This is a genomic window from Flavobacterium panici, from assembly GCF_024499525.1.
GTDB classification, from domain to species: Bacteria; Bacteroidota; Bacteroidia; order Flavobacteriales; family Flavobacteriaceae; genus Flavobacterium; species Flavobacterium panici.
The window spans coordinates 120320-133693 of sequence record NZ_CP100437.1 but is presented as its reverse complement, the minus strand read 5'-3'; the positions used below and the strand labels follow the sequence as shown (position 1 = coordinate 133693).

Here is a 13374-nt window from a genome sequence, read left to right as displayed (position 1 = left end):
TATATTTGATAATTGAATATAATTTGTCGATGAAAAAGTACTTTAAATATATAGCCTTAGCAATTGTTGGAACATTAATTAGCTGTCGTGAAGAAGTTAAAAAGCCAAAAGTAAGTTACGATGTGTCAAATAAAGTAAGTGTTACAAAAACAGATTCGACTCAGGTTGAAGTTGCTGATCTGCCTATTCAAATGGAAGGAACAGATTATTTGATTCATCCGGTTGGAGATTTAAGAGTTTTTGAAAGAGGTTCAAAAGCACGTTATGGCTCTTCAAGCGTAAATGATGTAAGTTTTACAATCTCGAACTTAGGCGAATATGAAATTACAGGATATTTACAAAACCTTAAATTTCAAAAAACAGATTCAGATTCGATTCATGCTTTGTCAGATAAACCTGTTTTAATTTTAACGGCAACGTATTTAAAAACGGTTGCAGATAAAACTAAAAATAAAGTTATGGTGTACACCTTAACAGATTCTGATACCAACAAAGACGGAAAAATTGATACCAGCGATATTAAAACTTTATATTTAAGTGACATCAGCGGAGAAAACTTCACTAAAGTCTCGGCAGATCTTCAGGAATTAGTTGACTGGAATTTAATTGAATCTAAAAACCGTCTGTATTTCAGAACTATTGAAGATACGAACCAAAACGGTCAATTCGATAAAAACGATGTTTTACACTATAATTATATCGACTTAGCTTCTAAAAAATGGGAAGTGAAGAGCTACAAGCCTATTTAAAGGGTTTTGCCACAGATTATACGGATTAAAAGGATTTTTTTTTAATTCTAAAATATAAAAGAAAAGCATTTAAAAATTAATTTTAATTTTTAAATGCTTTTCTTTTTGAACCAATAATCCTTTTTAATCTGTATAATCTGTGGCATAAAATAAAACTTAGAATCTCAGTCCCGATAGCTATAGGGATAGCAACTTTATATCAATATGTCGCTTTCCAAATCCGATTTTTCGATTTCAAAACCAAATTCGAGGCGTTCAACCAATTCGATTACCAGTTTTTTATACCAGTTTTCAGATTTTGGGTGAATGTATATTTTTTCAATCAATTGATTGATGTCAACATTGATTTTTATTCCGTCATTTAGTTTGATGCCGCTTTTTGAAGTATCGGTAAGAATACGCACTTCACGTTCGTATTGAAAACTTTTTCTTTTGAATAAAAAAGGAAAGAACAAATCCTCAAACGGAATATATTCCTTTTTATAATCGATGTAGTTTACTTCACCAATATACTGATCAAAATTATTCTCAGGCTTTAAAGCTTTTTGCAACCTCCCAATTGTAGACTGAATCGCTAAACCTTCGCTGTTTTGAGTAAATATCTGCCACATGGCAAACGATTCATATTCGTTAATATGCCAGCTGCTTACGGCAACCTGCTCGCGGTGCGTTTTATAATAATTTAAAAAGTCAGGATTGTCAACTGCAAGTTTTTTAATCTCTTCATAAGTCGGCTCACTAAAAGTACCTTCATATTGATCTTCAAATTTATCAGATCGTGACATGAACAGTTTTTTAGAAAGCAGTAAATCAAGAAATTTAGATAAGTCAAGATATTTCCAAACAATAGTATCAGGATCTGGTAGTTTGATGTTGGGGTTGTTAAGATACATTTTCCATAAGAATTAAATGATTTTAATCTTTACTACCTAAAGTTATAAAATAAAACACAGATTAAAGAAATTAAACTGAGTTTTAATATTTCCTTAATCTGTGTAGATTATTTGGTTATGATTGTATGTCTTACGATTCGAAAGACTGCATGGTTACCAGTTTATTATAAGTTCCGTTAAGGGCAATTAATTGGTCATGAGTTCCCTGTTCAACGATTTTTCCTTTTTGCATTACTACAATAACATCCGCTTTTTGAATCGTCGAAAGTCGGTGTGCGATAACAATCGAAGTTCTGTTCTGCATCATGTTTTCAAGCGCTACCTGAACAAATTTCTCGCTTTCGGTGTCTAATGCTGATGTTGCTTCATCCAGAATCATAATCGGTGGATTTTTCAATACCGCTCTCGCAATAGATAAACGTTGTTTTTGCCCGCCTGAAAGTTTATTTCCACTGTCACCAATGTTGGTATAAATTCCTAAAGGCAGTTCTTTTACGAACTCATATGCATTGGCAATTTTAAGCGCATCGATAATTTCGTCATCTGTAGCGTCTAATTTTCCTAATGCAATATTGGCTTTGATTGTATCATTAAATAAAATACTGTCCTGTGTAACCAATCCCATTAAACTGCGAAGCGAATGCAGGTTCATATCTTTTATATTAATCCCATCAATAGAAATTGAACCTTCATTAACATCATAAAAACGGGTCAATAAATTCGCAATAGTACTTTTTCCACTTCCGGATTGTCCAACAAGAGCAACGGTTTGCCCTTTATTAATATTAAGAGAAAAATCTTTTAAGACATTTTCATCTTCATATTTAAAGTTGATATTTTGAACACTGATATTACTTTCAAAAGTTGTTTTTTCGATTGCGTTTTCTTTTGAAACAATTGTATTTTCCTGATCTAAAATTTCCAATACACGTTCTGCGGCAGCATTTCCTCTTTTTACACCATATGAAGCTTTAGAAATGGCTTTTGCCGGAGTCAGGATGTTATAAGCCAATCCCATGTAAGCAATAAATGAAGCACCTTCTAAGGTTTTATCAATTAAAACCATTTGTCCCCCGTACCAAAGCAATATAGCAATAACCGTTATTCCCATAAATTCACTGGCAGGTGAAGCCAGGTTTTGACGGTTTCCAATACTGTTTGATAAATTGAAAAAACGCTCTGTAGAATTTTTGAAAACATTGTTGAAATAGTTTTCGGCATTATATCCTTTTACCACTTTTAATCCGCCAATAGTTTCTTCAATAGTAGATAAGAAAGTACCTTGTTCTTCCTGAGCTTTTGTAGATTGTTTTTTAAGCTGTTTCCCAATTAAAGAAATGATGTAACCTGAAACCGGAATAAATATAAAAACGAACAACGTTAGCTTAGCGCTTATAATCAGCATTGCTATTATCGTAAATATAATTGTCAAAGGTTCCTTAACAATAAGCTCTAAAATTGCTAAAAAAGAGGTTTGTACTTCATTTACATCGCCGGCGATTCTGGAAATAACATCTCCTTTTCTTTTTTCAGAATAAAATGCCAAAGGCAGCTCCAGTGTTTTTTTGTATAATGCGTTTCGCATATCTCTTAAAACCCCATTTCTTAAAAAGTTAATAAAAAACATAGCCAGATAATCTGCTAAATTTTTTAATAAGAAGATCGAGATAATTATTCCAACCATTACCGAAAGTATAAAACCCGGATTGTTTGGATCGTTATTTTTTGTGATATAATAGTTTAGATAACTTTCTCCATATTCCTTTATATGTGTGATTCCTTCATAAACAGGCATGGTTGTAAGTTTCTTGCTTTTACCAAATAAAACCTGCAGCATTGGAATCAACGCCATAAATGAAAGTGTGCTGAAAAGAGCATACAAAACATTGAAAAAGATGTTTAAGAACGCATATTTTTTATACGGATATATAAAAGGAACTATTTTTTTGAAATTACTCATTTATTTTTGAATATTATTTTTTCTGCTGTGGTATTGCTCTTTCGAGTTTTAGCAATATTTTTTTTTGGTTATAATTAATTTGTTGGGGGAATTTTTACTGCACAAAATTAATCCAATTGATTTGTTTTCAATTTTTTTTTAGTTTTTTTTATTAAAAAACTCTGATTTACATTTGTTCTAAATGTAAATCAGAGTTCTAAATATCAAAATTTAATTAGCTGCGCAGAGATTTCCTGCGCAGCTATAATAGGTATTTAAAGAGCTTATCACTCGTTTTTTTATTTCAATTGCATGTCTGCAATGATATTCTGTATTTTTCCGTCTAAGAAACTTTCGGCAGCATCAAAATCCAAAACAGATTCTAATTCAGCATTAACACTGATATAGAATTTAATTTTAGGTTCAGTTCCACTTGGTCTTGCACAAATTTTAGATCCGTCTTCTGTATAATAAATCAATACATTCGATTTTGGAATATCCATTTCAGATACTTCATTTGTCAATAAATTCAATGCTGTTGATGATTGGTAATCTTCCACCATAATTACACGCTGACCGTTGATTTCTTTCAAAGGATTTTCACGTAAATCAATCATCATCTGATTAATTTCCTGTAAACCTTCCATTCCTTTTTTAGTCAGTGAAACTAAAAACTCTTTGTAGAAACCATTCTCAACATAAAGTTGTAAAAGTTCTTTATAAACAGAGCTTCCTGCAGCTTTTGCCTGAGCAGCAACTTCACATATTAATAAAGTAGCGGCAACGGCATCTTTATCTCTAACAGCATCACCAACCATAAAACCAAAACTCTCTTCACCTCCACCAATAAACTGAAGTTCAGGGAAGTCTTTGATCATTTTGGCGATCCATTTAAATCCTGTTAATCCAACTTTGCATTCAACGCCGTAACTTGTAGCAAGTTCCATCATCATTGGAGTTGACACAATAGTTGAACCTACAAATTGTTTACCGTTGATTTTTCCGGCTTTTTTCCATTGTTTTAAAAGGAAAGAAGTCATTAAAATCATCGTTTGGTTTCCGTTAAGCAAAATCATTTTACCGTCATTATTTCTAACTGCAACACCTAAACGGTCGCAATCAGGATCTGTACCCACAACGATATCAGAATTTGTTTTATCTGCCAGCGCCAAAGCCATAGTTAAAGCCTCAGGTTCTTCTGGGTTTGGAGATTTTACAGTTGGGAAATCCCCGTCCGGAACTGCCTGTTCTGGCACAATGTGAACATTTTTATAACCAGCCTGCGATAAAACGTCTGGAATAGATTTTATAGAAGTTCCGTGCAATGAAGTAAAAACAATATGCAGATTGTCTTTGGCTTCAGCCGCAGTATTAAAACTTGCGTTCTCTATAGATGATTTTATAAACGCTTTATCGATGTCAGTATCAATATATTGAATCAGGCTTTCGTTTGCGTTGAATTTAATTTTATCGTAGTCTAAATTTTCGATTACGTTAATAATTTCGCCATCTTGCGGAGGAACAATTTGTCCGCCATCTTCCCAGTATACTTTATAACCATTATACTCTGGCGGGTTATGCGAAGCCGTAAGAACAATTCCGCATTGACATCCAAGATATTTAAGTGCAAAAGACAATTCCGGAGTAGGTCTTAAATCTGAGAATAAATAAACCTGAATTCCGTTTGCCGAGAAAACATCAGCAACAACTTTTGCCAAAGTATTACTATTATGGCGACAGTCGTAAGCAATAACAACCTTTAAAGGCTGGTTTGGAAAAACCTTATGTAAATAATCAGATAACCCCTGAGTATTTTTTCCAAGTGTATATTTATTAATTCTATTGTTTCCTACGCCCATAACGCCGCGCATACCGCCGGTTCCAAATTCAAGGTTTTTATAAAAACTTTCCTCAAGTTCCTTTGGCGAAGTTGTCATTAATTCTTTTACAGCGGCTTGCGTTTCCTGATCAAAAGTTGGTGTCAGCCATTCATTTACAGCGTTTAAAATATTAGGTGCTATGTTCATGTAAATTTTCTTTTATGTTTTAAATAAAGATAGTTTTTCTTGAAAGGTTAATTTGACTCAAAAAGATTTTTTTTTCCTGATTTGTGTCAAAAATTCACTTCTCGTGCTACTTTATATCTTGCTTCGTTGCTTTTAGTTCTCAAAATGATTTCACCTAAAAATCCAGCTAAGAAAAGCTGAGTTCCCAGAATCATTGTTGTTAATGCTATATAAAACCACGGATTATTAGTTACCAGGCTGTATTTTACTCCGCTATACATATGGTATAGTTTTGAAACTCCAATATATCCGGCAGATAAAAATCCGATAATAAACATAATTGAACCCATTGCGCCAAACAAGTGCATAGGTCTTTTTCCGAATCTTGATAAAAACCAAATCGTAATTAAATCAAGGAATCCGTTAATAAAACGTTCCATACCAAATTTGGTTTCGCCGTATTTACGAGCTTGGTGAATCACTACTTTTTCTCCAATTTTTCCGAAACCTGCATTTTTTGCTAAAACAGGAATATATCGGTGCATTTCGCCCGAAACTTCGATGTTTTTTACAACAGCATTTTTATAAGCTTTTAACCCACAGTTAAAATCGTTTAACTCCACTCCAGAAGTTTTTCTGGCAGCCCAGTTAAATAATTTTGAAGGTAAATTTTTAGCCACAACAGAGTCGTAGCGTTTCTTTTTCCATCCCGAAACCAAATCGAACCGCTCTTTGGTAATCATTTCATACAATTCTGGAATCTCATCCGGACTGTCCTGCAAATCGGCATCCATAGTAATGATAACATCACCTTTTGCTTTAGCGAAACCAGCATGCAAAGCCTGTGATTTTCCAAAATTTTTCATGAAACGAATTCCTTTTACATTTGGGTTTTCGTTAGAAAAACTTTCAATAATATTCCAAGAATCATCCGTACTTCCATCATCTACAAAAATGATTTCATAAGAGTAATTATTAGACTGCATCACTTTAATAATCCATGTGTAGAGTTCTTGAAGCGATTCCTCCTCGTTTAGAAGTGGTATAAGTATAGATAGATTCATTTATAATTTTTATTCTTGTGTAGATTTGCTTTTAAAAAATGCTGCTAAAATTAATCCTAAAATTGAGTAGCCAACAATACTAAAAACCAATGCTTTTAATTGTTCCGTTGTTGAGAAAGGACTGTTTTCTTTCATTTTAGCCAAAGCTTCGTTTATGGCAGAAGCGGGAGTTCCAAATTTTTGTAACGTCTCCGCCATATACTTAATAAGTAATTGGTTTACTGTTTCTTTTGCTTCCGGATCAATTACATTAAATAATATGACGCTAAAAAGAGTAGAAATTGCAAGAGCAGTTATTGTAGCTATAAAAAATGTGGTAAAAGCATCTTTAAAAGAGAAAAAACCAATCTCTTTTTTTGTTTTTGTAAGTAATAAAATGCCAACTACTAAATAAATAACAAATGACAGACCGCCAATCCAGCCAGAAACAAATAATTTTAGATCAATAGCATATATACTTGCCGTAATTAACGCCAGAATAACACCTAAGGCAATTCCGTATGTAACTCCATTCTTTTTTATAACTTCATTAATCATATTTCTATATGTTTTAAAATTAATCCACAAATATAGCAATTCCCAATATAATCAAGGAGAAAAAAAGCTTTTTGAATTTAACTAAAAAAAAGTACGCTAACTATTTGTTTATTAAAAAAGAATTGTAAATTTGCAAACTCAAAATTAATTAAAATTTTAAACAAAAAAAGAGCATAGTTTGTTTACACCTTTTTCTAACCATGAAAAAGCTTCAAAATGAAAATGTTCTAAACAATAAATAAAAAGTAAAGATGAAAAAAGGAATTCACCCAGAAAATTACAGATTAGTTGCATTTAAAGACATGTCAAATGACGAAGTTTTTATCACTAAATCTACTGCAGATACAAAAGAAACAATTGAAGTTGACGGAGTTGAGTATCCAGTTGTAAAAATGGAGATTTCTAGAACATCTCACCCTTTTTATACTGGTAAATCTAAACTTATCGATACTGCAGGACGTATTGATAAATTCAAAACTAAATATGCAAAACACGCTAAAAAATAATAGCTGTTTAAATTATATAAGAAGCCTTCCAATTTGGAAGGCTTTTTTTATGGGATTATTTTTTGTTAGCCACGATTCGACCAAAGGGACAGACGAAGTAATTCACGAATTTTCTCTTTGCAAATTATTGAAGATAAAAAATCCGAATTTAAAATATTGCCTGTGGTTTCAACCACAGGGTGCGGAGGGATGCGGATTGTGAATATATTACGTCCCGGCGGTTGAAACCGCTGGCTATGTTTTTCTTATTGAGTATATTTAGAGATCAGCTTTTGAGCTTCTTAAAAATGACCTCGATCGAATTTAAAATATTGCCTGTGGTTTCAACCACGGGGTACAAAGGGATAGGGATTGTGAACATATTGCGTTCCAGCGGTTGAAACCGCTGGCTATGTTTTTCATATTTTTAAGATTATTTAATTTTAATTGAGAATATTTGGCTAAAGCCGTCGCAATGATGATTAAGTCACCAACATCTAAAGATGTTGGCAATTGATTATTCAGGAAACATTTTTTCAATTGCCTTCAGATTTATCTGAAGGTTATAAAATCAAAATGTATCAGGCTTTAGCCAAATAACTGTAATCTAAATCAATTAAAATTAAGAGAATATAAAAATTCGTGAATTCGTGGCTATCAGAAAAAACATATATTAATGAAACACATAAATATTTGTAACTTTGTCCTCGGTAACCAAACAAATTTTAACACATTAAATTAATTTTATGAATTACATTCTTTTTGACGGTCCCGTCCGGAATGCTCTATTACCTTTTACTTTTACCAGACCCGTGGCTGATATTTTAATCGGAATTATGACGATTCGCCAAAAGTGGGAAACTCGTTTAGGATCGACTATAACAACAATTACAGAAGATTACCTTTCTACTAAATTCCCAATGGTAGAAATGGAAGAAAACGTAATGATAAATGCTGCGTATTTGCCAAATGATACGCTTGCAGAATTAGTTTCGGACTTAAAACCCAATCAGGCGATTTTTAAAGGAGAAGATGTAATTGCTTTTTTTACAACAGAAAACCAGGAAGAAGTTGATTTCGATTCGTATGAAATCATTCAATATAATGATGAATGTTTGACAGTAGAACACACTTGGGATATTTTCTCAAAAAATGACGCCGCCATTCGTGCCGATTTTGCTTATTTGACTGAAGACAGAAAATCACAGCCAATTCCTAAAAGTGTAAATACAATTGCGCCTGAAAATATTTTTATTGAAGAAGGAGCAAAATTAGAGTTTGTAACCCTAAATGCATCAAACGGACCTATATATATAGGTAAGAATTCCGAGATCATGGAAGGAACCGTTATTCGCGGCCCTTTTGCCTTGTGTGAAAATGCACAGGTAAAACTAAATGCAAAAGTTTACGGAGCAACAACCGTTGGTCCCGGATCGAGAATAGGAGGAGAAGTTAAAAATTCTGTCCTGTTTGCTAATTCAAATAAAGGGCATGATGGATTTCTTGGAGATTCTGTTTTAGGCGAATGGTGTAATATAGGTGCTGATAGTAATAATTCAAACCTAAAAAATAACTACGAGGAAGTAAAATTGTGGAGTTACGAAACGGAAGGTTTTGCTAAAACAGGACTTCAGTTTTGCGGTTTAATGATGGGCGACCACAGTAAATGCGGAATCAATACGATGTTTAATACCGGAACCGTTGTTGGAGTAAGTGCTAATATTTTTGGATCTGGTTTTCCCAGAAACTTTGTTCCGAGTTTTTCCTGGGGCGGTGCAGCAGGTTTTACAACGTATATTACTAAAAAAGCTTTCGAAACTGCAAAATTGGTAATGGGCAGAAGAAATATCGAATTTGACGAAACCGAAGCTTCGATCCTAGAACACATTTTTGAAGAAACCAAAAAATGGAGAAAAGATTAATTAGATAATTAGTCAATTTGATAATGAGATAATTTTGTAATCCGACAGGTTTTTTAAAACCTGTCGGGTTTTATTTTTCACATATTAACCAAAAAAAAGCCCAGCCCAACAATAAGAGCCAAAGGCTCTCGTATAAGTTCCGAAGGAACGAATTATATTGTAGGGCTGGACTTCAGTCCAGTTTAATATGCAAAATAAAATAATAAAACCGATAGGTTTAAAAACGTGTTCCAATATTGAATTGAAGCTTCTATTTTATCAAATTCTATATTTCTGACTCTTAACTGGACTAAAGTCCAGCCCTACAATATAATTCGTTCCTTCGGAACTTTAAAGAGCCTTCGGCTCGATCTATATTGTAAAGATGGGCTTCAGTCCAGTTGAAAAAATAATTCGTGAAAATTCGTGTAATTGCTTCGCCTGTTCGCTGTCGCTCGGGTCGTGGCAAAAAAAGAAAATTCTCTAATCACCACATTCTCAAAATTATCTAATTATCAAATTGCACATTTTCTAATTGCCTAATTATCTAATTAATCTATCTTTGCAGCACGAAAAAAATGGGGTAGTCAGATAAACGATTAACCGATAAAACAAATTCACAGAAGATAATGATTACAGTTAACGATATTTCGGTTCAGTTTGGTGGAACTACACTTTTTAGCGATGTCTCTTTTGCTATCAATGAAAATGATAAAATTGCCCTTATGGGTAAAAATGGTGCGGGAAAATCGACACTTTTAAAAATTATAGCAGGACAGAGCAAACCTTCTACCGGAAGTATTTCTACGCCAAAAGATGCCGTTGTAGCATACCTGCCTCAGCATTTATTGACAAAAGACGGTTCGACTGTAATGGAAGAAGCATCTAAAGCCTTTGGTGAGATTTTTAAAATGAAAGCCGAAATTGACGAAATCAACGAGCAGTTAACCGTTCGTACCGATTACGAAAGTGACGAATACATGAAATTGATCGAAAGAGTTTCGGACTTAAGCGAGAAATATTATGCAATTGAAGAAGTAAATTACGAAGCAGAAGTTGAGAAAATCTTAGTAGGTTTAGGTTTTGAACGTGAAGATTTTACAAGACAAACTTCTGAATTTTCAGGAGGATGGAGAATGCGTATCGAGCTGGCAAAAATCCTATTGCAAAAACCGGACTTGATTTTACTGGATGAGCCAACCAACCACATGGATATTGAAAGTATTCAATGGTTAGAAGAGTTTTTGGTGAATTCAGCAAAAGCAGTTGTAGTAATTTCGCACGATAGAGCGTTTGTAGATAACATTACAAACCGTACGATCGAAGTAACAATGGGAAGAATTTACGATTATAAAGCAAAATATTCTCATTATTTAGAACTAAGAAAAGACCGTCGTATTCACCAGCAGAAAGCATACGACGAACAGCAAAAAATGATTGCTGATAACAGAGCCTTTATCGACCGTTTTAAAGGAACATTCTCAAAAACAGATGCCGTACAGTCGCGTGTAAAAATGTTGGAGAAACTAGAAATAGTTCAGGTAGACGAAGTAGATACATCGGCATTGCGTTTAAAATTCCCGCCGGCAGCACGTTCTGGACAATATCCGGTTATTGTAAAAGAAATGGCAAAATCATACGGAGATCATGTCGTTTTTAAAGATGCTAATATCGTAATCGAACGCGGACAGAAAGTAGCTTTTGTTGGAAAAAATGGAGAAGGAAAATCGACCATGATCAAAGCGATTATGAAAGAAATTGGCGTTGACTCAGGAAGCGTTGAAATTGGACATAATGCACAAATTGGATATTTTGCACAAAACCAGGCTTCATTATTAGATGAAAATGCAACCATCTTTGAAACAATCGATGCAATTGCAGTAGGAGATATCCGTACACAGATCAAAAATATTTTGGGAGCATTTATGTTTCAGGGCGATGATATTACCAAAAAAGTAAAAGTACTTTCAGGAGGAGAAAAAACACGTTTGGCAATGATCAAATTATTGTTGGAACCCGTTAACTTATTAATTCTGGATGAGCCTTCAAATCACCTGGACATGAAAACAAAAGACATTATTAAAGATGCTTTACGTGATTTTGACGGAACATTAATTTTAGTTTCACACGACCGTGATTTCCTTGACGGATTAGCAACTAAAGTATTCGAATTTGGAAACAAACGAGTAAAAGAACACTTTGAAGATGTTGCAGGATTCCTTGCCCACAAAAAAATGGATTCAATGAGAGAAATAGAAAAATAATTTTTCCTCATAAAAATATAAAGGCCGCTAAATTTAGCGGCCTTTTTTGTTTTTTTAGCTTTTTTACCATTAAGATATTAAGTTAATTAAGTTGTTCTTTATGCAGGATAAAGCTTAATGTCTGAATCTTTTAAGCTATTAAAGATGTGAAGCTTAACGCTCTTCCTAGTTATAAAAGTAAAGTATAGACAAAGCTTAATTAACTTAATATCTTAATGGTAAAAGAAAATTACCCCTTAATGTCTTAATAGTAAAAAACTAATATAATCTGCATAATGGATTAATATTTTTCCTACTTTCGTAAGATATTTCCAGTTACATATTATTTTTAGCTGTTTTTTTAAAACAGTAAGCGAAGTCTAATTTTTTATTTTTAGGAGCGTATGAACAAACCTTTACTAATAAGAATTGCTTTTGTCTTTTTTTTAATACCGCTTTTCATGAACGCACAAACTGCCGAAACTCAAAAAGCAGTTGATTCTGAAGATGGTGTTAAGTACCCCCAATTTCAATTTAAAGGGCTTTTTCAGGCACGATATCTCGAAAGTTTTGGAGATAATGTAGACGTTATGGGCGTTCACCATTCTACAGGTGACGTTACCCAGAGTTCCTTTGATATTAAAAGAATGCGTGTTGGCTTAAACACAAAATTAAGTGAAGCCACAGAAGTCGTAATCTTAGTTAATTTAGCCGATTTTAAATCAGATACAAAAGGTAAAGTTCTCGAAAACGCCTATGCAAAATATACTTTCAATAAATACATTGCTGTTTTAGGAGGACAATTTCGGCCGGCATTTGGTATTGAAGAATTAGTTCCCGTCGATATTATAAAATCATTTGATTTCTCCAATCAATATTATGAGTTTGGAAAAAATGGCTGGACAAGCTTTCAAATCGGAGCTTCAGCAACCGGAAACTTTGATCTTGGCAAAATCCCTGTAAACTATTCTGTTTCGGTTTTAAACGGAAACGGAAAAAATCAGGAAAAAGATAACGATAACGGAAAACAATATTCTTCAAGATTAGTTTTTGAATTATCAAAAAAGCATAAAATTAATCTCGGTTTAAACGCCGGTATCGGTAAATATTCCAAAGAAAAAGTATTTGCCTTTGGCGCAGATGTTACCAGTGATTTTAGACTTACAGATCGTTTTACTTTTGATTTGCAGATAGAATACAAACGAGGAACAAATCACAACTTATATTTTTCGTTACCCGTTGATACCAGAACAGCTGATGTTGCCGATTATCAAATGCGAGGCATTTATTTCCTTCCCAATGTGCGATATCAAATCGATTATAAAAAATTAACCTCCTTAGAAGTATCCTGCCGTTATGAAAGATTTGACCCTAGTTTTAAAATAGACTCAAATGTAAGGCAGACTTATACCCCTATGATAAGCCTTGAATTTGGAAAAAACTATACAGGTCGTATAGAAATGGGATTTGAGATAGATCATTTTGACCGAAATATCCCAGATACATCAACCTATAATGATAATTTATTTTTGATTCAGTTTCAGTGCAGGCTGTAGT

At 33.4% G+C, this 13374-nt stretch carries 10 protein-coding genes; 5 read left to right on the top strand and 5 right to left on the bottom strand.

The window, feature by feature from the left end:
* The first annotated feature begins 29 nt into the window (after window positions 1–29).
* Entirely contained in the window at window positions 30–749 is a 720-nt protein-coding gene (locus NLJ00_RS00630; protein WP_256635900.1) for a CREC-EF hand family protein, read from the top strand.
* A gap of 194 nt (window positions 750–943) precedes the next feature.
* Here NLJ00_RS00630 and NLJ00_RS00625 read toward each other — a convergent pair whose 3' ends face one another.
* The 5 genes from NLJ00_RS00625 to NLJ00_RS00605 form a co-directional block, all read right to left on the bottom strand.
* The gene (locus NLJ00_RS00625; protein WP_256635899.1) at window positions 944–1642 is read right to left on the bottom strand and encodes a DUF2971 domain-containing protein; all 699 of its coding nucleotides are present in this window, start codon (window positions 1640–1642) and stop codon (window positions 944–946) included.
* Between the two features lie 130 nt (window positions 1643–1772).
* The gene (locus NLJ00_RS00620) at window positions 1773–3602 is read right to left on the bottom strand and encodes an ABC transporter ATP-binding protein (protein WP_053472786.1); all 1830 of its coding nucleotides are present in this window, start codon (window positions 3600–3602) and stop codon (window positions 1773–1775) included.
* Between the two features lie 278 nt (window positions 3603–3880).
* A complete protein-coding gene (locus tag NLJ00_RS00615; RefSeq protein WP_180857420.1) occupies window positions 3881–5608 on the bottom strand; it encodes a phospho-sugar mutase in 1728 nt (575 codons plus the stop codon).
* 86 nt (window positions 5609–5694) lie between these two features.
* Entirely contained in the window at window positions 5695–6651 is a 957-nt protein-coding gene (locus NLJ00_RS00610; RefSeq protein ID WP_256635898.1) for a glycosyltransferase family 2 protein, read from the bottom strand.
* 9 nt (window positions 6652–6660) lie between these two features.
* Window positions 6661–7188, bottom strand: a complete 528-nt coding sequence (locus tag NLJ00_RS00605; RefSeq protein ID WP_053472783.1) for a DUF4199 domain-containing protein — start codon at window positions 7186–7188, stop codon at window positions 6661–6663.
* 251 nt (window positions 7189–7439) lie between these two features.
* Here NLJ00_RS00605 and NLJ00_RS00600 point away from each other — a divergent pair, with 251 nt between their 5' ends.
* From NLJ00_RS00600 to NLJ00_RS00585, 4 genes are all read left to right on the top strand, one after another.
* Window positions 7440–7694: a type B 50S ribosomal protein L31 gene (locus tag NLJ00_RS00600; protein ID WP_008464817.1), complete on the top strand. Its 255-nt coding sequence runs from the start codon at window positions 7440–7442 to the stop codon at window positions 7692–7694.
* Between the two features lie 725 nt (window positions 7695–8419).
* Complete coding sequence (locus tag NLJ00_RS00595; protein WP_256635897.1) at window positions 8420–9595, top strand: GlmU family protein; 1176 nt, start codon at window positions 8420–8422, stop codon at window positions 9593–9595.
* A 608-nt stretch (window positions 9596–10203) separates the two neighbouring features.
* Window positions 10204–11838 (top strand): ABC-F family ATP-binding cassette domain-containing protein, encoded by a 1635-nt coding sequence (locus tag NLJ00_RS00590; protein WP_053472781.1) that lies wholly within the window; start codon window positions 10204–10206, stop codon window positions 11836–11838.
* A 440-nt stretch (window positions 11839–12278) separates the two neighbouring features.
* Window positions 12279–13373: a porin gene (locus tag NLJ00_RS00585; RefSeq protein WP_256635896.1), complete on the top strand. Its 1095-nt coding sequence runs from the start codon at window positions 12279–12281 to the stop codon at window positions 13371–13373.
* Window position 13374 lies beyond the last annotated feature (1 nt).

Excerpts from the sequence above, each read along its gene's own strand:
- NLJ00_RS00630 (WP_256635900.1), top strand. The coding sequence starts at position 30 with ATGAAAAAGTACTTTAAATATATAGCCTTAGCAATTGTTGGAACATTA.
- NLJ00_RS00625 (WP_256635899.1), bottom strand. The coding sequence starts at position 1,642 with ATGTATCTTAACAACCCCAACATCAAACTACCAGATCCTGATACTATT.
- NLJ00_RS00620 (WP_053472786.1), bottom strand. The coding sequence starts at position 3,602 with ATGAGTAATTTCAAAAAAATAGTTCCTTTTATATATCCGTATAAAAAA.
- NLJ00_RS00615 (WP_180857420.1), bottom strand. The coding sequence starts at position 5,608 with ATGAACATAGCACCTAATATTTTAAACGCTGTAAATGAATGGCTGACA.
- NLJ00_RS00610 (WP_256635898.1), bottom strand. The coding sequence starts at position 6,651 with ATGAATCTATCTATACTTATACCACTTCTAAACGAGGAGGAATCGCTT.
- NLJ00_RS00605 (WP_053472783.1), bottom strand. The coding sequence starts at position 7,188 with ATGATTAATGAAGTTATAAAAAAGAATGGAGTTACATACGGAATTGCC.
- NLJ00_RS00600 (WP_008464817.1), top strand. The coding sequence starts at position 7,440 with ATGAAAAAAGGAATTCACCCAGAAAATTACAGATTAGTTGCATTTAAA.
- NLJ00_RS00595 (WP_256635897.1), top strand. The coding sequence starts at position 8,420 with ATGAATTACATTCTTTTTGACGGTCCCGTCCGGAATGCTCTATTACCT.
- NLJ00_RS00590 (WP_053472781.1), top strand. The coding sequence starts at position 10,204 with ATGATTACAGTTAACGATATTTCGGTTCAGTTTGGTGGAACTACACTT.
- NLJ00_RS00585 (WP_256635896.1), top strand. The coding sequence starts at position 12,279 with ATGAACGCACAAACTGCCGAAACTCAAAAAGCAGTTGATTCTGAAGAT.